General features: G+C 42.3%; 21 protein-coding genes. 5 read left to right on the top strand and 16 right to left on the bottom strand.

Annotated features, from left to right (window positions below; all coding sequences use genetic code 11):
- The first annotated feature begins 84 nt into the window (after positions 1 to 84).
- Together IGI77_RS07950 and IGI77_RS07945 are read left to right on the top strand one after the other, a co-directional pair.
- Positions 85 to 2,238, top strand: a complete 2,154-nt coding sequence (locus tag IGI77_RS07950) for an amino acid ABC transporter substrate-binding protein/permease (protein ID WP_438769822.1) — start codon at positions 85 to 87, stop codon at positions 2,236 to 2,238.
- Between the two features lies 1 nt (position 2,239).
- Complete coding sequence (locus IGI77_RS07945) at positions 2,240 to 2,977, top strand: amino acid ABC transporter ATP-binding protein (RefSeq protein ID WP_005225946.1); 738 nt, start codon at positions 2,240 to 2,242, stop codon at positions 2,975 to 2,977.
- A 48-nt stretch (positions 2,978 to 3,025) separates the two neighbouring features.
- On the opposite strand, the gene IGI77_RS07940 is transcribed toward IGI77_RS07945, so the two are convergent.
- A complete protein-coding gene (locus IGI77_RS07940) occupies positions 3,026 to 3,265 on the bottom strand; it encodes a hypothetical protein (protein WP_413159583.1) in 240 nt (79 codons plus the stop codon).
- Between the two features lie 388 nt (positions 3,266 to 3,653).
- On the opposite strand from IGI77_RS07940, the gene IGI77_RS07935 reads away from it, so the two are divergent.
- Together IGI77_RS07935 and IGI77_RS07930 are read left to right on the top strand one after the other, a co-directional pair.
- On the top strand, positions 3,654 to 4,142 hold the full coding sequence (locus tag IGI77_RS07935) for a hypothetical protein (protein WP_438769821.1): 489 nt from the start codon (positions 3,654 to 3,656) through the stop codon (positions 4,140 to 4,142).
- Positions 4,143 to 4,247: 105 nt separating this feature from the next.
- A complete protein-coding gene (locus tag IGI77_RS07930; protein WP_434232418.1) occupies positions 4,248 to 5,003 on the top strand; it encodes a Tat pathway signal sequence domain protein in 756 nt (251 codons plus the stop codon).
- A gap of 96 nt (positions 5,004 to 5,099) precedes the next feature.
- Here the strand turns inward: IGI77_RS07930 and IGI77_RS07925 are convergent, their stop codons facing one another.
- The 11 genes from IGI77_RS07925 to IGI77_RS07875 all read right to left on the bottom strand — a co-directional run bounded on the left by IGI77_RS07925 (position 5,100) and on the right by IGI77_RS07875 (position 17,323).
- Positions 5,100 to 5,555 carry an S-ribosylhomocysteine lyase gene (locus IGI77_RS07925; protein ID WP_008382180.1) on the bottom strand — a complete coding sequence of 152 codons (456 nt, stop codon included), beginning with the start codon at positions 5,553 to 5,555 and terminating at the stop codon, positions 5,100 to 5,102.
- A gap of 12 nt (positions 5,556 to 5,567) precedes the next feature.
- Positions 5,568 to 6,212 (bottom strand): class I SAM-dependent methyltransferase, encoded by a 645-nt coding sequence (locus IGI77_RS07920; protein ID WP_413156430.1) that lies wholly within the window; start codon positions 6,210 to 6,212, stop codon positions 5,568 to 5,570.
- A gap of 2 nt (positions 6,213 to 6,214) precedes the next feature.
- Positions 6,215 to 7,360: a cystathionine gamma-synthase gene (locus tag IGI77_RS07915; RefSeq protein WP_438769820.1), complete on the bottom strand. Its 1,146-nt coding sequence runs from the start codon at positions 7,358 to 7,360 to the stop codon at positions 6,215 to 6,217.
- Positions 7,350 to 8,315 (bottom strand): PLP-dependent cysteine synthase family protein, encoded by a 966-nt coding sequence (locus tag IGI77_RS07910; protein ID WP_438769819.1) that lies wholly within the window; start codon positions 8,313 to 8,315, stop codon positions 7,350 to 7,352. Before IGI77_RS07910 ends, IGI77_RS07915 begins: the two co-directional genes overlap by 11 nt.
- 409 nt (positions 8,316 to 8,724) lie before the next feature.
- The gene (locus IGI77_RS07905) at positions 8,725 to 9,825 is read right to left on the bottom strand and encodes a glycerol dehydrogenase (protein WP_034857973.1); all 1,101 of its coding nucleotides are present in this window, start codon (positions 9,823 to 9,825) and stop codon (positions 8,725 to 8,727) included.
- Between the two features lie 187 nt (positions 9,826 to 10,012).
- On the bottom strand, positions 10,013 to 11,182 hold the full coding sequence (gene dnaJ, locus IGI77_RS07900; RefSeq protein WP_005225937.1) for a molecular chaperone DnaJ: 1,170 nt from the start codon (positions 11,180 to 11,182) through the stop codon (positions 10,013 to 10,015).
- A 126-nt stretch (positions 11,183 to 11,308) separates the two neighbouring features.
- Positions 11,309 to 13,138 (bottom strand): molecular chaperone DnaK, encoded by a 1,830-nt coding sequence (gene dnaK, locus IGI77_RS07895; RefSeq protein ID WP_005225936.1) that lies wholly within the window; start codon positions 13,136 to 13,138, stop codon positions 11,309 to 11,311.
- 52 nt (positions 13,139 to 13,190) lie between these two features.
- Positions 13,191 to 13,778, bottom strand: a complete 588-nt coding sequence (gene grpE / locus IGI77_RS07890) for a nucleotide exchange factor GrpE (RefSeq protein WP_005225935.1) — start codon at positions 13,776 to 13,778, stop codon at positions 13,191 to 13,193.
- 38 nt (positions 13,779 to 13,816) lie between these two features.
- Positions 13,817 to 14,860, bottom strand: coding sequence for a heat-inducible transcriptional repressor HrcA (gene hrcA / locus IGI77_RS07885; RefSeq protein ID WP_005225934.1), 1,044 nt, complete (start codon positions 14,858 to 14,860; stop codon positions 13,817 to 13,819).
- Positions 14,861 to 15,043: 183 nt separating this feature from the next.
- Positions 15,044 to 16,234, bottom strand: a complete 1,191-nt coding sequence (gene hemW / locus IGI77_RS07880; protein ID WP_086295222.1) for a radical SAM family heme chaperone HemW — start codon at positions 16,232 to 16,234, stop codon at positions 15,044 to 15,046.
- A 441-nt stretch (positions 16,235 to 16,675) separates the two neighbouring features.
- Positions 16,676 to 17,323 carry a hypothetical protein gene (locus tag IGI77_RS07875; protein ID WP_015509594.1) on the bottom strand — a complete coding sequence of 216 codons (648 nt, stop codon included), beginning with the start codon at positions 17,321 to 17,323 and terminating at the stop codon, positions 16,676 to 16,678.
- Positions 17,324 to 17,440: 117 nt separating this feature from the next.
- Here IGI77_RS07875 and IGI77_RS07870 point away from each other — a divergent pair, with 117 nt between their 5' ends.
- Complete coding sequence (locus IGI77_RS07870; protein ID WP_074536422.1) at positions 17,441 to 18,307, top strand: aldo/keto reductase; 867 nt, start codon at positions 17,441 to 17,443, stop codon at positions 18,305 to 18,307.
- Positions 18,308 to 18,443: 136 nt separating this feature from the next.
- Here the strand turns inward: IGI77_RS07870 and iadA are convergent, their stop codons facing one another.
- From iadA to truB, 4 genes are all read right to left on the bottom strand, one after another.
- On the bottom strand, positions 18,444 to 19,628 hold the full coding sequence (gene iadA / locus IGI77_RS07865) for a beta-aspartyl-peptidase (protein ID WP_438769818.1): 1,185 nt from the start codon (positions 19,626 to 19,628) through the stop codon (positions 18,444 to 18,446).
- A 30-nt stretch (positions 19,629 to 19,658) separates the two neighbouring features.
- The gene (gene yfcC / locus IGI77_RS07860; protein ID WP_170927566.1) at positions 19,659 to 21,350 is read right to left on the bottom strand and encodes a putative basic amino acid antiporter YfcC; all 1,692 of its coding nucleotides are present in this window, start codon (positions 21,348 to 21,350) and stop codon (positions 19,659 to 19,661) included.
- Between the two features lie 239 nt (positions 21,351 to 21,589).
- Complete coding sequence (ribF, locus tag IGI77_RS07855; protein WP_015509590.1) at positions 21,590 to 22,543, bottom strand: riboflavin biosynthesis protein RibF; 954 nt, start codon at positions 22,541 to 22,543, stop codon at positions 21,590 to 21,592.
- Positions 22,544 to 22,545: 2 nt separating this feature from the next.
- Positions 22,546 to 23,472 carry a tRNA pseudouridine(55) synthase TruB gene (gene truB, locus IGI77_RS07850; RefSeq protein WP_074536424.1) on the bottom strand — a complete coding sequence of 309 codons (927 nt, stop codon included), beginning with the start codon at positions 23,470 to 23,472 and terminating at the stop codon, positions 22,546 to 22,548.
- Between the last annotated feature and the right edge of the window lie 115 nt (positions 23,473 to 23,587).

Genomic DNA, 23,587 nt, shown 5'->3' with positions numbered 1-23,587 from the left:
CATATTTTTAAAGAGAAAGACTTGTGTGTTGAAGAAAAAATCCATATAATCTATAAATACGTTATATCTAAAGGGGGAATTTTCTTGAAAAGAAAACACATGTCCTTCGCTTTAATCGCGCTGATTATCAGCATTTTTACGCTATCAGTAAAGTCAGCAAGTGCGGAGGAAACTACGTATAAGATAGGAACAGATTTAACATTTGCTCCTTTCGAATTCCAAAATGAAAATAATGAATACGTTGGGATCGATATAGATTTATTAAACGCGATCGCTGAAGATCAAGGTTTTGCAGTTGATTTACGTCCTTTAGGTTTTGACGCCTCCATTCAAGGCGTGCAATCAAATCAGTTAGATGGCATGATTGCTGGGATGAGCATCACTGATGAACGTAAAGAAACGTTTGATTTCTCAGATCCTTATTTTGATAGTGGGATTCAAATGGCGGTAGCTGCTGACAATGACAGCATTACTAGCTACGAAGATCTTGAGGGCGAAACGGTCGGTGCAAAGGTTGGTACCGAAAGTGCCCGCTTTTTAGAAGAAAATAAAGACCAATATGGCTACGACATCAAACTTTATGATGACGCTACTGGGTTGTATGGCGCTGTACGCAATGGTACTGTGGCAGCCGCTTTTGATGATTATCCAGTGCTTGGCTATGCCATCAACAACGGCGAACCGATGAAACTTGTCGGCGAACCCGAAAAAGGTGCTTCTTACGGATTCGCTGTCAGAAAAGGCCAAAATCAAGAACTACTTGAAAAATTCAATGCTGGTTTAGCCAACATGAAAGCTTCTGGCAAATACGACGAAATCGTCAATACTTACATCACAACGTCTGATTCAGATGCAGACACCAGTGAAATGGTGAAAGTCGAACCAAGGAAAGATGTTTACCGAATTGCCAGTGACTCCGCCTTCGCTCCATTTGAATTCCAAAATGAAGACAATGAGTATGTAGGGATCGATGTTGATTTAATGAATCGGGCGGCAGAATTGCAAGGGTTCAACATTGAATTCAATTTCATCGGTTTTTCAGGAGCTTTGCAAGCCTTGGATGGTAACCAAGCAGATGGGATGATCGCTGGGATGACGATCACTGATGAGCGTCGCCAATCCTACGACTTCTCAGACTCTTACTTTGAAAGCGGCATTCAGATCGCTGTAAAAGAAGGCAATGATTCCATCAATTCCTATGAAGATCTAGATGGAAAAACCGTTGGTGCGAAAGTGGGGACAGAAAGTGCAGACTTCTTGATCGCCAACGAAGAAAAATATGGCTATTCGATCAAATATTATGATGCAGCCGATCAATTATATGCAGCTGTTAACGGCGGACAAATCGATGCCATGATGGATGATTATCCAGTGATCGGTTATGCCATCAGCCAAGGTCAAAAACTAGTGACACCGATTGAAAAAGAATCTGGCGGTCAGTACGGTTTTGCGGTGAAAAAAGGCCAAAATCCTGAACTGATCCAAATGTTCAATGAAGCATTGAAAGAAATGAAACGGACTGGCGAGTACGATCAAATCATCAATAAATACATTGAAGATGGCTCTGCCACAGAAAAACGAGTGGATGAATCAACGATCACTGGTTTGATCAGCAACAACTATAACGTCTTATTAAAAGGTTTATGGAATACCCTTTTACTAGCGTTGATTTCTTTTGCCTTAGCATTAGTGATCGGCATCATTTTTGGACTATTTAGTGTTGCTCCAATCAAAGCATTGCGGGTTTTTGCAGGGATCTATGTTGATATCATTCGTGGTATTCCTATGATGGTATTGGCTTTCTTCATCTTCTTCGGCCTTTCCGATGCCATTGGTATCACGATTCCCGACTTTGCAGCCGGGGTCATTACATTGACTTTAAATGCCAGTGCCTATATCGCTGAGATCGTCCGTGGCGGGATCAATGCGGTGCCAAAAGGTCAGATGGAAGCCTCTCGTAGTTTGGGGATGACCTACACTCGGACAATGCAGAAAATCATTTTACCGCAAGCGATCAAAATCATGATTCCATCTTTCGTTAACCAATTCGTTATCTCGTTGAAAGATACAACGATCATATCGGTTATCGGAGTCGTAGAATTATTGCAAACTGGGAAAATCATCGTTGCTCGGACTACGCAAAGTACCTATGTTTACTTGATCATCGCGATTATTTACTTAGTCGTGATCACAGCTTTAACGAAACTTGCAAAAGTTTTAGAAAAGAAGGTGAAATAGCATGAAAGAAAAAATCTTAGTTGAAAATCTTGTAAAAAAATACGGCGATAATACCGTATTGAACAATATCAATGTTTCAATCGCTGAAGGAGAAGTCGTTTGTGTGATCGGTCCTTCAGGATCCGGGAAATCGACGTTCTTACGCTGTTTGAACCGCTTAGAAGAACCAACCAGCGGCGATATTATCGTTGACGGCGCACATCTGATGGATAAAAACACCAATATCAATGCTGTTCGTCAACATATCGGCATGGTGTTTCAGCATTTCAATCTCTTCCCTCACTTGTCGGTTTTAGAAAATATCATTTTAGCACCGATGGATCTAAAAAATGCTTCTCGGCAAGAAGCGGAAAAGAACGCAATTCGTTTATTAGAAACGGTCGGTTTGGCAGATAAAAAAGACATGTACCCTGACAATCTGTCTGGAGGACAAAAACAACGGGTGGCGATCGCTAGAGCTTTAGCAATGAATCCCGATGTGATGTTGTTCGATGAACCAACCTCCGCACTCGATCCAGAAATGGTTGGCGATGTACTCAATGTTATGAAGGATTTGGCAAAACAAGGAATGACCATGGTGATCGTAACTCACGAGATGGGTTTTGCCAAAGAAGTAGCAAACCGTGTGATGTTTATTGACGGCGGGAACTTCTTGGAAGACGGTACACCTGAGCAAATCTTTACCAATCCTAAGCATGAGCGTACCAAAGACTTCTTAGACAAAGTATTGAATATTTAAAAAAGCCTCTGCAACAGTCCGACGAAGGAACTGTTGCAGAGGTTTTCTTTATTGCTTGTTCCGTTTCGTTTCATCTGCGATCCGCTTTTGATTTTCCCCCAAAAACACTTTTGTATCGATGGGGTTTGCTTTGTTCGCCCCGCCGATGCCAGTATCAACCATTTTCCCCCAGCCCTTCAACGGCTCTTTCCCCGCTGCACGAAGCTTGGCATTTTTTAACCGTAATGCCTGTTTTTTTGCTTCTTTTTTCGCTTGATGTTTTGTTTGCCAATCCCTTAAGATCTTCATTCCCTCTTCCTCTCTTTCCTATTAAAACAATGCCACATTCAAATGCTCGAAAACATTCCCAACGATCTGTTTGCGTCAAATGCCCTTTGCCACTGAAGCCGTATTTTTTTATCTTGTAGTTGACTATAGTATATCACGTGAATTTCATAATCATCAGGAATAGAGACTAAATTTTATTAAAACTATGAAATGTAGTTTGAAATCGAGTAGTCAGATCAGGAGTGGCATGTTACACTTATTAAAGAACACTCCCTCCATAACTGCATAAGCTGTATAAATGCATTGATTCTTTTGTTTAACCATCGGTTAGAACCCTTCTTATAAAAAAACAACCTTAAAATAACAACAAAAGAAAAATGCAGAAAATTACTTTGGAGGCATACATCGTATGAAAACCATCTATTTCTTTCCCTTATTGATTTTCCTTTCCTTCTCACTCACAGGCTGTACCCTGATTGACGAACTCCTGAATGAAACGCGACAAAGCAGTTCTTCATTAGAAACAGCGGTGACTTCTGAATCATTGTCAATGGATTCGGAAGCTAGCAGCTCTTCTGACAGCCTTGATCAACAGTCAGTAAGTACCGAAGAATCCACCTCTCACTTCTCCTATTGCGAGCAACTGCAGATTGGATTGCCACGACGTTGGAATAGAACCGTCACCAAAGATTTGCTCCACCAATTGCAAGAAGGAATGTCCTGCGATCAAGTATTAGAGATCATGGGTGGACTGCCTTCTTGGCGACTAGCGATTTTAGGCGTGGAATCCAATGCCTGGATCAATCAAGAGGGCGAAGCGATCATCGTTACCCTTTCCAATCGAACCGTTACTGGCGTTACCTGGCATGATCAGTTTTCTGAATCAGAAATTGAGTAATCCATTAAGCGACCTCTCGTAACTAAGATTGGCAAAATGCGTCATGAAATTCAAACACCTCTATTATCATGAGTCGTCTAAAAAACTTAGGAGTTGAAGGATAAAATGAAACTGAATCGTCCTATGAAAAAAATCCGGGAGCATCGCAGAAGAAGTCTTTTTCTTTGTTTGGGCATTAGTTGTTTTTTACTCGGAGCTGTCCTCTTCTACAGCGAAAATCAGCCAGCAGCAGCCTACGAGCAGTTTTTAGAGATCGATTACTTAACTGCTTTACTGGAAGAAAGACCTTCCCCTGAATCTATCAGCGATCTTGGCCTCGCTCTCATCAAACGTAGTGATCGGGTAAATCAAGAGCGCAGTGCCATTAACCGAAAGCGGCGCCGCGAAAATGTGATCGTCACGGAAGAGACTAGAAAAGTTTTTTCTCCCGATCAAGGAGCAATGGTTGATGAAGTAAGAAAAGTAACCACTCGTTTGCCTGATTCAGCCATTGATTTGTTATCAACGATGGCTGACAGCAGCGCTCTCGAGACAAAAAGAGTTCCTTTAGGTTCAAGGGACAAACTGTCCAAAATCAGCTTTGATTTTGACTCCGATAACGCGGGAAATGAACATTTATCTAGAATCACATTGGTTGATGTCCCAGAATTTTTCGGTATTGATTTCTCACAATTCGGGAAAGAGGATGATATTGAGGAGATCAAAGAGACATTGATCGAACAGTATGGTTTAGATGCTCACATCAGAGACGTTAGCGCCATTCGGAGACTTTTCTTTGTTCATAAAGGATTTGAGTTTTACATTAGTCATACCTATAATCCAAACGGAGTCGGCATCACCGTCCAAGCAGTAGAACCATAAACAAAAAAATAGTGAATCCCCGTCTCTTTGCGGGTTTAACAAAAAAGGCGTCTGCGAATCCAAACGCAGGCACCTTTTTTCTACTTCTATTTTTATTTAGGCAAAAACGGTCGACCAATTGTCACGTTCATCAAGAAATTCTTGCGCTAATTTTTGCGCACCCTCTAAGGTATGGTTCGCCGCCCAACCGCATTGCACTTCATTGCTGGCAGGTACTTCAGTTGCTTGCAAAACGTCCTTCATGGTTTTTTCTAGGACGGTCAAAATCTCTTCATAATCGTCATGATTCAAGACAGTCAAATAAAAGCCGGTTTGGCAGCCCATTGGCGACCAGTCCACGATATAATCCGCATGATTACGAATCAATTCTGCCGTCAAATGTTCTAGCGAGTGCAGACTTGCCATATCCATATGCGCTTGGTTCGGCTGCTTCAAACGGACATCATATTTGATGATGGTATCATTCGTTCCTTGTTTTTTATCGGCAACCCGTACATAAGGTGCTTTGACTTTCGTATGATCCAAATTAAAGCTTTCAACATTCATTTTCATTGTACTTCTCTCCTACTCTTTTTGTGCTTCCACAAGCCAAACATACTCATTGATCTGCTTAAAACGACTGATAAACCCATGCTGACGAAAGTATCGTTCGATATCCGCTGTGACTGGATAGTACTCTCTTTGCAGATCAGCGGCTAGTCGCTGGTGACCAGCTTGCCGTGCTTCATCGATTCGTTCCATTTTGTGGGCTAGAGAAAGAAACATCGTATCCCCGAAAAGCACTTTCCCGCCTTTGGGCAGCATCGCAGCATATTTGCCGATTGCCCGTTGTTTTTCGTCCTCCGTAAGATGATGAAAAACATAGGTAGAAACGATCGTATCAATCACATCCGTGATCTCAGGAAAAACCTCCATATCACCATCTACAAAAGTCACTTTAGAAAGACTGGGTTTTGACTTGGCGATTCGCCGCATCTCTGGCGATGGCTCGATTGCCAGCACGTTTTTTCCTTGATCAAGCAGAGCTTGTGTTAGATTTCCAGTTCCACTACCAAATTCTACCACAGACTGCCCTGCTTTTTCAGCTATTTCAGCGAGTAACTGTTCATATTTGAAAAAAACCGCTCGATATTCTTCATCCTTACCTGCAACTGTTTCATCGTACTCAGCTGCCCAGTCAGAAAAAATTGGAATAAACTCTCTCCCCATCACTAGCTACCTGCCTTTTCAAACGCTTGCTCTAAATCTTCCTGCAGATCCTCACCGTCTTCGATGCCGAGAGACAACCGAATCAAGCCATCTTTGATCCCAGATTGCTCACGAATTTCTTTAGGGATCGAGGCATGGGTCATCACGGCTGGCACTTCTACCAAGCTTTCCACGCCACCTAAGCTTTCTGCTAAAGTAAAAATCTTTAATGATTCAACAAATTCTGCTGTTTTCGATTCATCGTTTAGTTCAAAAGATATCATACCGCTATACCCAGACATCTGTGATTTGGCGATCTCATGTCCTTCATGGGCAATCAATCCTGGATAATAAACCTTTGCGACAGCTGGATGTGCTTGTAAGTAGTGGGCAATTCTCATCGCGTTGTTTTGATGTGCTTCCATCCGCAAAGCAAGTGTTTTGATGCTTCGTTGGATCAACCAGCTATCATGAGGCCCCAATACACCACCAATGGCGTTTTGAAAAAAAGCAATTCTTTTGGCGATTTGCGGCTCTTTGGCAACCGCTAACCCAGCTACTACATCACTGTGTCCACCGAGATACTTGGTAGCACTGTGAATCACAATATCTGCGCCTAATTGTAGCGGCTTTTGAAAGTAAGGGGTCGCAAAGGTATTATCCACGATCGTCAAAATGTCCTGTTTTTTAGCTAGTTGGGCAACGATTGCGATGTCCGTGATCTTCAATAATGGATTAGTCGGCGTTTCCAGAAAGATCGCTTTGGTTTCTGGAAGGATGGCTGCTTCAACGGCAGCTAGCTCATTTGTTTTGACAAGTGTATAAGACAATCCGCTTTTTTCTAATACTTGATGGAGCAAACGAAACGTCCCGCCATATACATCATCCCCTAAAATGACATGGTCTCCAGTCTGAAACAGCGAGAAGACCGCATGGGTGGCTGCTAATCCAGAGGCAAAAGCAAACCCTTGGGCGCCTTCTTCCAGATCCGCAATCAATTCTTCTAAGGCAAATCGAGTTGGATTGCCTGAACGACTGTATTCATATTGCTTTGGCTGACCAAGAGCATTTTGCCGATAGGTTGATGTTTGGTAAATTGGCACACTAACAGCACCAGTCATTTCGTCTTCGCTGATACCGCCGTGGATTACTTTTGTATTAAAATGCATGGTTTACTCCTCCTATGAATGGGGTGATTGCTGATTCACCCGCATAAATCTGTTTTGATAGATAGCGATCGCCTCCATCTGGAAAGACGGTAACGATCGAGCTTCCAGTTGGTAATTCGAGGCTTTCTTTTACTGCTGCTGCCATCGCCGCTCCACTTGAACTTCCAACAAGCAAACCATAGTTTCTTGCCAAGTAACGAGTAAAAGCAAAGCCTTCCGCATCACTGATCGTATAAATTTGATCAATAAGCAAATCGTCAAAAAATTGTGGAATGAACTCAACACCGATCCCTTCAATCTCATGTCCATGGGCAGGCCCGCCATTTAAGATCGATCCTTCTGGTTCAACGACAGCAAGTCGAGTGCTTGATTTTTGCTTTTTTAAGTATGTTGCGACACCCGCGAAGGTCCCCCCGCTGCCAGCTCCAGCAACAAAGCTGTCGATTTTTCCAGATAACTCCTGAAAGATCTCTGGGCCTAAGGTTGCTTGGTAGGCTGCAGGATTGTTTTGATTGTGAAATTGCATTGGCATAAAACTATTTGGCAGCTGTTTTGCTATTTCCTTTGCTTTTTCAACCGCCCCTTGAATGCCTACTTCAGTGGGCGTATGAACGATGGTCCCGCCCAACGCTTCAATCAGTTGCTGCTTTTCAAGGCTAAATTTTTCAGGAATGACAAAAATCATTTTTAAGCCATACTCGATCCCAGCTAAAGCTAAACCAATTCCAGTATTTCCCGCTGTCGGTTCGATAACGGTTGTCTCATGATCGATCACATGCTCGCGAAACGCTTCATCGATCAAATACTTTCCTAAGCGGTCCTTGATACTTCCACCAGGATTTAAATACTCAAGTTTCGCATAGATGGTACTTCCCTTTTTGCCGCCAAATGCTGCGGCATCAAATTCAAAGAATGGGGTGTGCCCAATCAATGCTTTTATATTATTAACGATCATCGCTTGACTCCTCGCTCAACTTTGTTTGGCACAACTCGTATGCTTCATGTACTCATTTTCATTTGCAATCATCAGCCGTCGCCAATGAAAGCGGTAAAAAACAGCAAACAAAAAGGGGTACTGACTATTACATCAGTACCCCAAAAAAATGTCGTCTTATCCGGATAGAAGTGAATCACTAAAGAAACTTCAGCGATCTTCTGCGACAAAGGAACTAATAATAGGCATGACAAATCGGTATGCTGCTTTTTGCACCATACAACAACAACAGGTAGTTTGTGTGTTGACGTTTGTCATGTCTTGTTCCCTCCTTTAATTTGCTTGTTATCAAAATAGCACGACTCTTTTTTATTGTCAAACGTTTTTTGAAATCACCGAGCACACATTGATGATCTTTAATAAAATAACATCATAGAGGATAGTAAGCACTCACATAGGCATCCACGGCTTTGATCGCTGCTGCAACATCTTCTGCAGAAACCGGAAATGGCATATTGTGGATCGTTTCCCCTTCGATGGTTGCTTGCTCGCCAATTTTTAATAGGTCTGCATCGCTGGCTTCCGCAAGATGCATGTCGGATAATGTCGTCGGTAATTCTAATGCCTGATACAATTCTATATATTGGTCGAGCTCTTCAGGATCTGCATTTTCCAGCATCAATTGAGTGAGTGTTCCGTAAGCAACCTTCTCACCATGGGTCAGATCATGAACGTCTCCTTCAAGGGCTGTCAAGCCATTATGAATCGCATGAGCTGCTGCCAGACCTGCACTTTCAAAGCCTAATCCACTAAGCAAAGTGTTGGCTTCCACGATTTGTTCAAAAGCTTCGGTAACGACTTGTTTTTTATTCGCTTGATAGGCTTTTAAGGCATTCTCAAAAAGGATCTCTTCGCATTTTTCAGCGATCGCCATGCTGGCAATTGGTTGCACTCCGCCGACCATATTTTTACTATGGCTTCGAGCAACAGCACGTGCCTCGACATAGGTTGCGAGTGCATCCGCAATACCAGCGGCTAGCAATTTGGCAGGCGCTTTGGCAATCACAGCGGTATCCACTAAGACAAGTTCAGGATTTTTGTTATAAAAACGATACTTTTCAAAACGACCTTCATCAGTATAAATAACAGAAAGTGCCGAAGTTGGTGCATCAGTGGAGGCAATCGTTGGCAAAACAGCAATCGGTATTTTCAATTCATCCGCAACAGCTTTCCCAGTATCGATGGCTTTCCCACCACCTAATGCGGCAATCACTTCGATTGATTCACTTTTGGCTTTAGAGACGATACGATCGATTTCATTTGCAGAAGCTTCTCCACCAAAAATTTCTTTTACCGGTTCTAACTCGGCTGCTTTCAGGTTCTCAAATAGTTCTTCACCGGCAATTTTCCAAACAGTTTCATCGGTCAAAAGAAGCACTTTCTTTCCTAAATCTTTGATATGGGATAACCCATGCTTCAAGACCCCTTTTCCTTGAACGTATCGTGACGGACTCGCAAATATTCTTTCCATTGTATCTCCTCCTTTAATTGGTCTACTTTTATTGTGACACACTAAGCAAGCGATTTCAAAGGAAAAGAAAAAAAGATGGCAAAGAAGATTCGATTCTTGCCCATACTGCACATTTATAGCCATACAAACACTCATGCCCTTATAAAACGGATGGTTTTATAAGGGCATGAGTTGGATTTTTTCATGGTTATTTCTTTTTCCCACCAAAAGCATCTTTCATTTTATCAAAAAATCCTTCTGGTTGTTGTTCGTTCGTTTCATGGCCACTGGCTTTTGCATAAGCCCGCAATGCCTCTTTTTGTTCCTCATTTAAGTTCTTAGGTGTGATCAGCTTCACTTTGACCTGTTGATCGCCATTGCCGCCTCCCCGTAAGCGAGGGGCTCCCTTACCGCGTAAGCGGAAGTTTGTGCCTGTTTGCGTACCAGCTGGAATTTTTAATTTCACATTCCCATGAACCGTTGGTACATTGACTTCGTCGCCTAAAGCAGCTTGGACAAAGTTTAACGGCAGTTCGTAATAAATTTCCGACCCATCACGGTCAAAAATATCACTTTCTTCCACTCGGAAAACAACGTACAGATCACCATAAGGACCACCATTGGTGCCAGCTTCTCCTTGACCAGACAAGCGCATTTGTTGTCCATCTTCGACACCTGCAGGTACGTTGACTTTCACACTATGTTTTTTCTTTTCATGGCCAGTACCATGACATGTTGTACATGGTTCTTTGATTTCTTTCCCAGTTCCATGACAAACATCACAGGTTTGACGGCTCATCACACGACCAAGCGGTGTTTGACGTTCAACATTGATGGTACCTGCACCATGACATTTATGACAGGTTTCTGGTGAAGTACCTGGTTTTGCCCCGTTCCCACCGCAGGTATGACAGGTTTCTTCACGATTGTATTGAACAGTTTTTTCCACTCCGAAAATCGCTTCTTCAAAGGAAAGATCAACCGCATATTGCAAGTCCGCTCCTTGTCGAGGTGCATTAGGATTGGCTGCTCTGCCGCCTCCACCACCGAAAAACGATTCGAAAATGTCTTCAAATCCACCAAAACCGCCACCGGAGAATCCGCCACTGTTAAAGCCGCCGAATCCACCGCCATAACCGCCTCCGTAGTTCGGATCGGTACCAGCATGACCATACTGGTCATAAGCAGCTCTTTTTTGGGAATCACTTAATATTTCATAGGCCTCAGAAATCTCTTTAAACTTTGCTTCTGCATCAGGTTCTTTATTGATGTCTGGATGATATTGTTTTGAAAGCTTACGATAAGCTTTTTTGATTTCGTCATCCGAAGCCCCTTTTTGTAGACCTAAGACCTCATAATAATCTCTTTTGTCTGCCATTGGCTTCCCTCCACTATATTCTTGCGTCTCTCGTATTTTAGCATATAATTCGCTCTAGAAAAATACGTTTCGCAAATTCATAAGAAAAAGCCAAAGCGGTGACTTTGGCTTTTTCACAAACAGCGATTATTTATCGTCACCGTCTACTTCTTCAAAGTCGGCGTCAACCACATCGTCTGCGCCGCCTTGTGCAGCTTCTGGATTTTCTTGTGCTTGTTGTTGTGCTGCTTGTTCGTATAATTTAACAGTTAAGTTTTGTACGATTTCATTCAAAGCATCACGTTTCGTTTTCATTTCTTCTAAGTTGTTTGCTTCAAGTGCAGCTTTCAACTCATCACGAGCTTCTTCCGCTTTTTTGACTTCGTCTGCATCCACTTTGCCTTCAAGCTCTTTCAATGTTTTATCAACAGTGAACAACAAAGCATCGACGTCATTGCGTAGATCAACTTCTTCTTTGCGTTGTTTGTCGGCTTCAGCGTTTGCTTCAGCATCTTTTACCATGCGTTCGATTTCTTCATCTGATAAACCTGAAGATGATTTGATCGTGATTTTTTGTTCTTTTTGTGTACCTAAATCTTTTGCAGAAACATTGACGATCCCATTTTTATCGATATCAAATGTTACTTCGATTTGAGGGATGCCACGAGGTGCTGGTGGAATATCCGTCAATTGGAATCTACCTAATGTTTTGTTGTCAGCTGCCATTGGGCGTTCCCCTTGCAGGACATGGATATCAACGGCTGGTTGATTGTCTGCTGCAGTTGAGAAGACTTGTGATTTACTTGTAGGGATCGTTGTGTTACGATCGATCAGTTTTGTGAAGACGGCACCCATTGTTTCGATACCTAATGATAATGGTGTAACGTCTAGTAAGACGACATCTTTCACATCACCTGTGATCACGCCACCTTGGATCGCAGCACCCATCGCTACCACTTCATCTGGGTTTACTGATTTGTTTGGTTCTTTATTGGTTTCTTTACGAACAGCATCAACTACTGCTGGAATACGTGTTGAACCACCAACTAAGATGACTTCATCGATTTCTGATTGTGATAAGCCAGCATCTTTCAAAGCTTGGCGTACTGGAATTTTTGTCCGTTCGACTAGGTCTGCGGTCAATTCATCGAATTTCGCACGAGTCAAGGTCATTTCCAAGTGCAATGGACCAGCATCACCAGCTGTGATAAATGGCAAGCTGATTTGAGTACTTGTTACACCTGACAAGTCTTTTTTTGCTTTTTCAGCAGCATCTTTCAAACGTTGCAAGGCCATTTTATCTTTTCCAAGATCAATGCCGTTTTCTTTTTTGAATTCTGCTACCATGTGATCGATGATTTTGTTATCAAAGTCATCCCCACCTAGGTTGTTGTCCCCAGCAGTTGATAATACGTCAAAGACGCCATCCCCTAATTCAAGGATCGATACGTCAAAAGTACCGCCACCTAAGTCAAAGACTAGGATTTTTTCATCTTTATCTGTTTTATCTAACCCATAAGCTAAAGCTGCGGCAGTTGGTTCGTTGACGATCCGTTCTACTTCAAGACCGGCAATTTTACCAGCATCTTTGGTTGCTTGACGTTGTGCATCGTTGAAGTATGCAGGAACAGTAATGACTGCTTTTTCAACTTTCTCACCTAAATAGTCTTCAGCAAATCCTTTGATGTATTGAAGAACCATTGCGGAAACTTCTTGTGGTGTATAGGATTTGCCTTCAACTTCTACTTTGTATCCAGCTTCACCCATATGGCGTTTAATAGAAGAAATCGTATTCGGGTTTGTTACTGCTTGGCGTTTTGCAACTTCCCCTACTTGGATCTCACCGTTTTTGAATGAGACAACAGAAGGTGTGGTACGGTTTCCTTCTGGATTCGTAATGATTTTTGCTTCGCCGCCTTCAAGGACAGCAACAGCTGAGTTTGTTGTTCCTAAGTCGATACCGATAATTTTACTCATAAGTAATACACTCCCTTTTTTAATTTAAACATCTACTTATAGATAGAAAGAACTATTGTGCAACGATGACCATGCTTGCACGCAAGACACGATCATGCAATTTATACCCTTTTTGCAAGACAGTAACGATTGTGTCTGCCGGTGTTTCATCAGAGGCAGGTACAGTCTGCACCGCTTGATGCAAGTTCGGATCGAACATTGCACCTTCAGCAGGAATCTCTTCGATTCCCTCTTCTTTTAAGGCTTGACGCAGACTTTCAAGAACCATTTCAACGCCTTTTTTCAAATTCGCAGCTTGGTCTTGATCGACATCTGCTGCCATCGCTCGTTCCAAATTGTCGATTGCTGGCAACAGTTTTTTGCCAAGATCTTGCGAGCGGTATTTTTGTAAAAGTTCCCGCTCGTTGCGGTTACGTGAAGTGATATTTGCGATCTCTGCACGAGCACGCAGGAATTGATCTTCCAATTCGTTATTCTTTTCTTGCAAAAGTTCCAATTCGCTTTTTTCCACTGCTTCTTCCTCTGGTTGAGGAGTCTGTGCTTCAGTTTCAGTTGATTCATTTGAAGATTCAGTTGTTTCTGCGGTTTCTTCAGCAGTTTTATCTAATTCTTCATCTAAACGCTCTTCTTTTTCCGTCACGTTTCAACCATCCCTTCTACGATTTGTTTCATTGCCGCTTATTCATTGGCAGCGTCTAATGCGCGATAATAATCGGCCAATTTTTTTGCTAACTCGCCTCGAAAAACTTCCATCAATCCAAACATCCGTGAATACGGCATACTTGATGGACCTAATAAAGCGATCGTTCCTTGTCCATGACCTTCGATTTCATAGCTGGCTTGGATCAAACTCATATTTTGTAACAAGTCGTTGCCAAGCTCAGAGCCGATTCTGATTTGAATCGCAGAATCTCTTGGCGCCAGCAGCTGTGTCAGCTGATCTGCGTTTTTCATAAATGAATACATCGATTTGAACTGACTAACATCTTGCGTCGGTTCAAAATCCAGAAGATTCATTCGCCCGCCGACGAAGATTTTTTCTTCAAAAATATGGCTCAGCATCGTATCAAAGAGATCAACGATTCCGTCAGTCGTTTGAAAATACTTATGCAGAATCATAGGAATCTCGGTTCTTAATCGATGGTAGACCGTCATTAGAGGTTCACCGATCAATTTGTCGTTGATGATCCTTACCATTTTTTCCAAATCTTCGCTGCTCATCGATTCAGGAAGAGTAAAGACTTGATTTTCGACATTTCCTTTATCCGTCACGATGATCGCGATGATCTGTCGTGCATTCAAAGGGACGATTCGAAAGCCCGTCAATTTCCTTTCCTTCATATCTGGTCCGAGAGATAACGCTGTATAGCTAGTCAAGTTGGACAAGATCGTGGCAGACTGCTGGATGATTTCATTGATTTCATGAAAATCTTTTCCAAAAGAATGACGAATGGTTTGAATTTCGTTTTGGTCAACTTCAGATGGCTTCAATAAGTGATCAACGTAATAGCGATACCCTTTTATTGATGGCACACGCCCTGAAGATGAATGTGTCTTTAACAGAAGTCCAGCTTCTTCCAGCGCCTTCATCTCATTACGAATGGTGGCAGAGCTAGCTTCAACCCCATCTTCCATCAATCGCTTCGAGCCCGTGGGCTGACCAGTATTCGTATAGTTTTGGATGATGAGGTGTAAAATCATTTGTTGTCTAGGTGTCAACATTTTATCCACTCCTCCGTTAGCACTCATTCCTATTAAGTGCTAACACGATTATAAATATACCATATTTGCTAGGAATGTCAAGTATTTGCATCACTTTTTTAGCACTCTTTCTAAGAGAGTGCTAAAAAAAGAAATCAAAAAAAGAAGCAGCGCGAAATGGCTACTTCTCTTCCTTGTTCTTTCTTATTTTTCTCCATCCAAGAGAAATGCTTCAAACACTTCGTTGCCAATGAACATCCCAGCTTTCGTTAAAAAGACACGATCACCTTGACTAGCCAACCAGCCTTTTTGAATCAACTGTTCGCTAGTTGAACCATAGATTTCCTGAAAAGACTTCCCGAATTTTTCTGCAAAGCGTATTTTTGAAATGCCAGCCTTTTTACGAAGGCCTAAAAACAGTTCCTCTTCCATTTGATTACTGGTTGTCAATTCTTCGGTTTCATGGATTGGCAATTGATTTTCCTGTAATGGTTTCAAATAATGCTGGATTGGACCTTTGTTCTTGTAGCGGGTCTGTCCAAGATACCCGCTGGCGCCTGCCCCAAAGCCAAAATAATGTTCATTGTTCCAATACACTAGATTATGCAAGGACTCATACCCTGGTCGTGCAAAATTACTGATTTCATATTGATTCAAGCCAGCTTTTGTCATCGCGGCGATCGCCTCATCAAACATCTGCGTTTCAGCTTCTTGAGAAGGCAGCGCCATTCTCCCTTGGCGAACCCAGTTCATAAACATGGTTTTGTTTTCTAAAATCAAGGAATACATCGCATAGTGAGGCAACCCGAGATCAATCGCTCGCGTCAGTGTATCACGGAAGCTTTCTATGCTTTGTCCCGGAAGTGCATAAATCAAATCGATCGTCACATTCTGAAAATCATGTTTTTCCAGCAGCTGAATGGTTGAATAAACATCTTCAGCGGTATGCTTGCGGCCAATTTTTTTAAGCAAGCGATTATCAAAGGTTTGGACCCCCATCGACAAGCGAGTGACTTGATGGTTTTTCAAAACCAGCATTTTTTCTTCACTCAAATCACCAGGATTTGCTTCCACGGTAAACTCTTTGGTTGTGTGGGTCGGCAGCAATTCATGCACACCTGAAAGCAATCGATCCAGCTGGTTCGCCGAAAGCGACGTTGGCGTCCCGCCGCCGATATAAATTGTTTCCGCCTCATTGATAGGCTGACGCAAGAGGGTCAGCTCAATTTCTTTTAGTAACGCTTCGATGTACTCATCCACTGGCTGCCCTTCTAAAAACACTTTGTTGAAGTCACAGTAATAGCAGATATGTTCACAGAATGGTATATGTATATACGCAGAAATATTTTGCGCGCTTTTTGTAGATGGATCGTTTATTGTTTGACCTTCAGGCATTCCTAAGTGATTCTCCTCTACCTTCTTTTTACTCCCATCGCTGAGAGCATCGGCACTCATTGTAGCATAGTTCTTAGAATTCTCCTATCACTTGGACTATTTTGGGCAAAAAAAAACACCACTTCCAAGAAGTGATGTCTTCAAATAGTCATAGCAAAAATTAAGAGCACTACTCTTATTAAGTACGGTAAAATACCGCTTTTGTTCTTATCCCACCCAGAAAAAAATCTGTTTGTTACAAGAACTAACACTTCCCCCAAACTGTTAGCGCCACAATAGATAAGCTGTTGCTGACGGCTTACTTAACAAGAGCAGGACTCTTATTCTTGAAAGACAATTGCTTGTCTTATCTGACTTAAGTATACCTTTTTTAAAAAATTAAGTCCTATCATCTTTTTCACCAGTCTATGAAAACGATGAGAATCATCCCCTTGGCGACCGTTATAGAATGTGCAGCAAAATATCGATCAGATAGCGGATCAACCGATACGCAATAAATAAGAAGAAAATATTTCCCAGCAAGAATTGAAAAACATTGCCGATCGATCCTTTAAAGGAGCGAAAGCTGAAATAACGCGACCAACGATTGAACCCGTTTTGGCGATTTCGTTTCAAACGATACGCTTCATCATACTTCATTTCCAAGAGGTCATAGTAAAAAATCATCAAGGGTTGTTGCACAAAGAAAACTTTTTTATAGCCTGCCATCAACGTGTACTGCTTATTATTGGAAGGGAAATTGCGATTGCCGTTTTTCTTCACGCGCATCGTTGTTCCATCGTTCATTGGGAACGCATAATGATCCTCGAATTCTGTCAGTTGATGAATTTGCGGCACCTGATTTTCTTCTTCAAAAGCACGTACGACCTCACTCGCCTTCTGAGAAAGTGAAACTAGCCACGCCATCATCCCTAGCAAAATACCTAACAAGATGATATTTAAAAGCAAACTTTCTTGTAACAAAAATAAATAACCTAAGATAATCAAAATCGCCACACCAAGGGCAATCATTCTTCTACGGAAATAACTGCGATACATCAACTCAAAAGAGCGCCGATAATAGGCAAAATCTTCTTTTACAAAATCCATTTTTTCCACATCTTTCTGCGTTTAGGTTGCTGATAATGTATCAAAGATCCTTTTGAAAGTCAATTTACCGAAAAAGTTTCAGCGTCTGATTTGTTTCAAACAAGAAAACGTTTTATAATGGAAGATGTAACAAAAAAAAGCGATGAAAGTAGGTTGAGATACGTGATATTACAAGAAACATTTACCTTGCAGAACAAACTGACGATTCCTAAGATTGGCCTTGGAACCTGGCAATCTTCTCCAGAAGATGCTTACAACGCCACAAAATTTGCCATTCAAAACGGTTATCGACATGTCGATACAGCGGCAGCTTACAAAAACGAAGAAGCGGTTGGGAAAGCTGTGCGCGATTCAGGCGTTGCCCGCGAAGAAATTTTTGTTACCACGAAAGTACCTGCTGAGTTGAAGACCTATCAAGAAGCGGTTGATAGCATTGATGCTTCTCTAAAAAAACTTGACTTAGGGTATATCGATTTGATTTTGATCCACGCTCCTCGTCCTTGGAAAATCATGGGAAACAATCCAGAAAACAAAGATTTTTATCTTGAAAACATCGATGTTTGGAAAGCACTAGAAGAAGCCTACTTAAGTGGGAAAGTAAAATCAATTGGTGTTTCCAACTTCGATCAAAAAGATTTACAGAATATTTTTGATCATTGCGATGTGAAACCGATGGTCAACCAGTTTGTTTACCATATTGGACGCACAAATGAAGAGTTATTGGCATTTTGTAAAGACCACGAAATTTTAGTGGAAGGCTATTCTCCAATCGCCACCGGTCGTTTGCTCGATAACGATGCAGTGAAGACGATTGCGGAAGCTTATGGAAAATCTATTCCACAACTTTCAATTCGTTACTTGCTACAAAAAGACATTCTGCCATTGCCAAAATCCGTTCATGAAGAATACATTGCTGACAATGCCAAAGTTGACTTTGAAATTTCTGAAGAAGACATGAAGAAATTGGATGCGTTGCAAGCTTAAGAATGCTTACGTTTAATTGAAAAAAGCAGTCCGATCAAGTCCAGTAAATGCTGGTCATGGATCGGGCTGCTTATTTTGTTCTAAAACTCTGTTTAGAAAAACAACCGTTTCTTAGTTTGTCAAAGCTGGAATCTTCTTACGTTAGTTGCTCAAAGGTACCCCACACTTTCACTTCTTGTTTTTCTACCATCGTTCTGCCTTTCGCTAGAACCGTTTCTACTACTAATGTTTCTTTGTTCAGCAAGCAAATATCAGCATCCATCCCTGCTGCAAGACGTCCCTTTTGATCAAGCTTCAATACTTTCGCTGGATTAGAAGTGATTGCTCGAATGGCGATCTCCAATGGAATCTGCTCTTTTTGGACTGCTTCTTTAATGCCTACCATCAAGGCTCGCGAACTACCGACACCCAGACCTATGAATTGATTGTTTTCATCAAAGTACGGGAGGCTGCCTTGCCCATCAGAGGTCATGGTAAATTGATCCAGCCCGATCCCTTCTGCTAACAAACGCTTCAATCCTTTACTGAAGCGAACCTCATCGTCTTCTTTTTCCCAGAAATCAGGATCCTCACTCGCTGTAAAATCAATCGTTCCACCCATTTTTGCAAAAGCAATACTTGCTTCGAAAAGCTCGCTGGTCCGATTGGCATGTGTCGGTAAAAATTGGCTGATTGGAATCTCTGTTTCTTCGATGGTTCGTAAAAGCAGCTCATATTTTCTCTTTCCTCCACCTAAGTGGACGTTTACGATGCCTGCTTTTCCAGAAAGCATCCCACCAACACGGGCATCCGCCACCGCGCGGGTAAATTCTTCGAAACTCGGTTGTGAAGAACGATGGTCAGAAACGGCAATTTCACCGATACCAATGATTTTGTCAATAGTCAAAAAATCTTGAATGATAGAATCGGTGACCGGAGTCAATGGCAATCGATAAGAACCGGCATACAAGTACGTCGTGATGCCTTCTGCCTCTAGTCCACGGGCCTTACTGATCAAGGCAGTCATATCTCTGCCTACTCCGTCAGTACCCAAACACCCAACCACTGTCGTTACCCCCGCAGAGGTCAGCTGAGACAATTTCACTTCTGGTGTCCGGTTCTGAAAGCCGCCTTCCCCGCCACCTCCTAAGATATGAAAGTGGCAGTCAATAAATCCGGGAACAGCAAGTAACCCTGTGCCATCGATTTCTTCAAGAGGAACCCCTGAGAATCCTCCTTCGATCGAATCTTCAATAGCAATAATCTTGTCTTCGCTTAAAAGAATATCTTTTTTTCCTAAATAGTCAGGCGCATAAACCTCCGCTTGTCGTATCACCTTCATGAGTGCTTCCTCCTCGTGTCTGATTGCTTCTTATTGCAAGCCGATCGCGACTGCAATAAAGATGAAGATCGTTCCTAATACAAATAAGAACCCTTGCATTTTGATCTGGAATTTCGCCCATTTCACCCATTCGATTCTTGCGACACCTAGCACACCGATCAGACTTGCCGATACTGGAGTGAAGGCATCCATGAAGCCTGAGCCTAATTGATAAGCCAATACAGCGATCTGTCTTGAAACACCTAAAAGATCAGCTAATGGCGCCATGATCGGCATGGTCAATGCAGCCTGACCTGAATTGGAGGTCACGATCAAATTGAAGAAGCTTTGGAAAATGTACATGAACCATGCCCCAATAAATGCTGGAACATTGCTTAACAAACCACCGATGCTGTGCAAAATCGTATTCAAGGCTGACGGCACGTTGGCATCAGAACCGCCGAGAACCAGAAGAATCCCTTTGGCCATCCCTACAACGATTGCAGTTCCCGCTAATTCTGAGGCCCCTGATTGAAAGGCACTCGCCACATCATTCAAGCCCATATTTTCTAATTTGAAAAGAACCGCTATGATTCCTGCCCCTAAGCCCATAACAAAGAATTGAGAAGCGATCTCGGGAATATAATAGCCTTTTTGTGTCACACCCCATACGATCCAGATCAAGACCGCCAGCATTTCAACCAAGATCAATTTATGACCTAATAAAAATGGTTTTTGCTCACTGGAGGTTTTTTCAAGATGATTTCGAAAATACGCATCTGATTGATACGTGAGCGATTTCTCAGGATTCTTGCGAATTCTTTCGGCATAGATCATGAGGTATCCTGCGGATAATGCGGTAACCACGACCCACATGATGATTCGGAACGTTGCGCCTGAAAGAACGGGAATACCTGCGATCCCTTGAGCCACTGCCACACTAAATGGACTCATCCACGAGGTGGCATTCCCAATCTGGGAGGCGACATAGGTGACAGTGACCGCCACGATCGAGTCATACCCTAATGCGATCACGAAAGGCACCATGACCATCGAAAACGGAATGACTTCTTCTGCCATCCCAAAAGTAGCACCACCAAATGAAAAAGCAAAGAACAACAGCGGCAATGCCAAACGTTCTAATCCACGGGTTTTGCTGATAAATGCAAAGATCCCCGCATCGATCGCTCCCGTTTGCATGATAATACCAAATGCACCACCGACCACTAAAATCAGTGCTGCAATCCCTACTGCTGAGCCGTATTTGTCGCCAGAAACCAACCCTTCAAAAACAAAATTTAAAAAGCCGAAACCGCCAAAGTCATCGGTTCCCCAAACCTTGGCTGTTTTATGCAGTTTTTCTGAAGTATCATAAATCTTTTCGCCATAAAGGCTGTAAAGGGTGTCATCCGTTAGCCCGACCTCATCTAATTGACTCTGGGACAACTCTTTAGGCCCTTCAGCTAGAACAGCTGCTAAAGCCTCAGGATCGACATCTAATTCTTCCAGCTCTTGTGGATCGTCTTCCAATTGATTCAACTGTTGATAGACGTATTCGTTATCTAACGGGTAGGCATAACGAAACGAATCTTGCATCAAGACCGTTCTGGTACTTATGTCCCCATTTGCATCGGTATACTCGATTTCTTGTGTACTAAATTTCCCAGCAGGAACTAAGAAAGTCAGCAACCATGCCAACAGCACGACCCCAAAAATGATGACATACGTATGCGGCGTTTTCATTTTGGTTAAATCTTTCTTTTCTTTCCCCTTTTTCGCTTTTTTTCCAATTGTCACTTTTTCTCTCCCTTTCCCTTTGCAGCGTACTGCATAAATTATCATTTTAGCCTATTTTTTAGTATATCGAAAAAACGTTTTTTCCTCATGGGGAAAGCATTAGAATTCAAATAAACTACGTTATAAAAAGAGAGAAAAAGAAAAAGTGAAAAGAAGCCAGAAACGCTTCTTTTCACTACGAATGACTAGTTTTCTTCAGAAAGCCCATCAAAATAAGCTTCAGTGTCTCGTTCATCTTGCTTTAATTGCTCGATCAACGCTTGTGCGCCATTGAAAGCGACTTGATCACGTAAGAAATGATGCCAACGGATCGCCACGGTTTCACCATAGATATCTTGGTGAAAATCGAGAATATAAATCTCTACTGTTAACTGGCGACCTTGACCAAACGTATCATTGTGACCAATCGATCCCATCGATGGATACCACTTGTCACCAACTTTGATTTCCGTCACATAGACGCCTTCTTTTGGCAACCGAACGGTGCTCTTCACTTTGATATTTGCGGTTGGAAACCCAAGTTCTCGTCCTCTAGCATCACCGTGAACGACGGTTCCTTCAAATTCATAAATATACCCTAACAAGCGATTGACTTGCGCCATATCACCATTTTGTAGTGCAGAGCGAATGCGTGTGGAGCTGACCTTTTCCTCATGAAACGATTCTTGCGCGACAGTCACGACTTCAAAACGTCCTTCTGCATAGGTTGGCAAAAGCGCCATGTTGGCTATCTCTTTCTTGCCATAGGTATAGTCAAAACCTGCAACAACAACTTTTGCATGCAGTCCGATCATGTATTCATCTACAAATACTTGCGGTGCCAAATTTGCAAAAGCAGAAGTAAATTCAATGATATAAAGAATATCTACCCCAAGTTGTTCCATGTGCGCTTCTTTTTGCGGCAAACTGGTCAGGTATTGCATTTTTTCAGGATCAACCTTTTGAAAAACGATCGAGGGATGCTGATTAAAGGTCATCAACGCCAATTTTAACCCTTTCTCCTCTGCAATCTTTCGTCCTGTTTCAATGACTTTTTGATGACCTAAATGCACGCCATCGAAAAAGCCTAAAACTAAGACGATCTCCTCCTCAGGAATCGCTGCGTGATCATAAGGGTGTCTTATTTCAATGATTTCCATATTCATTCTCCTATTTCTGTACGGATGACTTTTACCGGTTTCATCATATCCTGGTATTTGTCATGAGCTTTATAGATACTGATCAATTGTTCTCGATAAAAAATCGCCACTAATTCCTCTGGGCGCTTTGGTAATCCAAACGCGCTGAAGGGCAAACGCATGCCATTTTTTACTTTCTGCCAGAGGTCTGCATCGATCGTCACTTGAAGAAATTCTGATACCCCGTATTCTAAAGGTAGTAGTAGTTCCGAAACACGTTGTTCATCGACTGCCTTTTGAACCTCTGCAATCGTGTAGGATTGTTCTTTTGAAAAACCACCGCTTTTTAGGCGAGTCAAATCAGACATATGCGCGGGTACACCCAGCAATTTCCCTGTGTCGACCGCTAACGTGCGAACATAAGTCCCTTTTCCACAAGCAACTTCAAAACGCCAGCTTTGCGTATTGTCCTCATGAATAATCGGCTCTGAAATTCGTTCAAAGGAATAAATTTCTGCTTTGCGCTGTGGCCGCTCGACAGTTTCATTGTTACGAGCATATTCGTAAAGTCGTTTGCCATTGACTTTGACCGCCGAATACATCGGCGGGATCTGGGTAATCGTCCCCGTCAACTGTTTCATTGCCTGATCGATCTCTTCCTTCGTAAACGGACGAGTTAGTGCTTGTTGTTCAACGATATCCCCCGACCGATCTTCTGTAGTGGTACTGAAGCCCAAAGTGATTTCCCCGGTGTAGACTTTTCCAGAATCAACCAAGTATTCGACGATCTTCGTTCCTTTTCCGATACAAATGGGCAAGACACCATCCACGTCAGGATCTAGTGTGCCGCTGTGTCCGATTTTTTTTGTCTTTAATATTTTTCGTAATTTAAACACGCAGTCGTGACTTGTTTGTCCACGCTCTTTCCATAATGGTAAAATCCCGTCCATCGTATTCCTCCATTTCACTTCAACTTGCTTATTATAACATATAAAAAAAATTCATTGCACGACAAAATCCTTTTCGCTCTTTCTCATTACATGATAAACTAAGCATATAAGGAGG

It is taken from the genome of Enterococcus sp. DIV0213h, assembly GCF_051711285.1.
GTDB classification, from domain to species: domain Bacteria; phylum Bacillota; class Bacilli; order Lactobacillales; family Enterococcaceae; genus Enterococcus_D; species Enterococcus_D casseliflavus.
Note: the sequence above shows the minus strand (reverse complement) of the source record. Positions and strands in the feature narration are given on the sequence as shown.

Coding starts and splice junctions, on each gene's coding strand:
- truB (WP_074536424.1), bottom strand. CDS start 23,472: ATGGACGGGATTTTACCATTATGGAAAGAGCGTGGACAAACAAGTCAC.
- dnaK (WP_005225936.1), bottom strand. CDS start 13,138: ATGAGTAAAATTATCGGTATCGACTTAGGAACAACAAACTCAGCTGTT.
- ribF (WP_015509590.1), bottom strand. CDS start 22,543: ATGGAAATCATTGAAATAAGACACCCTTATGATCACGCAGCGATTCCT.
- IGI77_RS07930 (WP_434232418.1), top strand. CDS start 4,248: ATGAAACTGAATCGTCCTATGAAAAAAATCCGGGAGCATCGCAGAAGA.
- iadA (WP_438769818.1), bottom strand. CDS start 19,628: ATGAAGGTGATACGACAAGCGGAGGTTTATGCGCCTGACTATTTAGGA.
- dnaJ (WP_005225937.1), bottom strand. CDS start 11,182: ATGGCAGACAAAAGAGATTATTATGAGGTCTTAGGTCTACAAAAAGGG.
- hrcA (WP_005225934.1), bottom strand. CDS start 14,860: ATGTTGACACCTAGACAACAAATGATTTTACACCTCATCATCCAAAAC.
- IGI77_RS07945 (WP_005225946.1), top strand. CDS start 2,240: ATGAAAGAAAAAATCTTAGTTGAAAATCTTGTAAAAAAATACGGCGAT.
- IGI77_RS07910 (WP_438769819.1), bottom strand. CDS start 8,315: ATGATCGTTAATAATATAAAAGCATTGATTGGGCACACCCCATTCTTT.
- IGI77_RS07925 (WP_008382180.1), bottom strand. CDS start 5,555: ATGAAAATGAATGTTGAAAGCTTTAATTTGGATCATACGAAAGTCAAA.
- yfcC (WP_170927566.1), bottom strand. CDS start 21,350: ATGAAAACGCCGCATACGTATGTCATCATTTTTGGGGTCGTGCTGTTG.
- IGI77_RS07875 (WP_015509594.1), bottom strand. CDS start 17,323: ATGGATTTTGTAAAAGAAGATTTTGCCTATTATCGGCGCTCTTTTGAG.
- IGI77_RS07905 (WP_034857973.1), bottom strand. CDS start 9,825: ATGGAAAGAATATTTGCGAGTCCGTCACGATACGTTCAAGGAAAAGGG.
- IGI77_RS07940 (WP_413159583.1), bottom strand. CDS start 3,265: ATGAAGATCTTAAGGGATTGGCAAACAAAACATCAAGCGAAAAAAGAA.
- hemW (WP_086295222.1), bottom strand. CDS start 16,234: ATGCCTGAAGGTCAAACAATAAACGATCCATCTACAAAAAGCGCGCAA.
- IGI77_RS07935 (WP_438769821.1), top strand. CDS start 3,654: ATGAAAACCATCTATTTCTTTCCCTTATTGATTTTCCTTTCCTTCTCA.
- IGI77_RS07920 (WP_413156430.1), bottom strand. CDS start 6,212: ATGGGGAGAGAGTTTATTCCAATTTTTTCTGACTGGGCAGCTGAGTAC.
- IGI77_RS07870 (WP_074536422.1), top strand. CDS start 17,441: ATGGAAGATGTAACAAAAAAAAGCGATGAAAGTAGGTTGAGATACGTG.
- IGI77_RS07915 (WP_438769820.1), bottom strand. CDS start 7,360: ATGCATTTTAATACAAAAGTAATCCACGGCGGTATCAGCGAAGACGAA.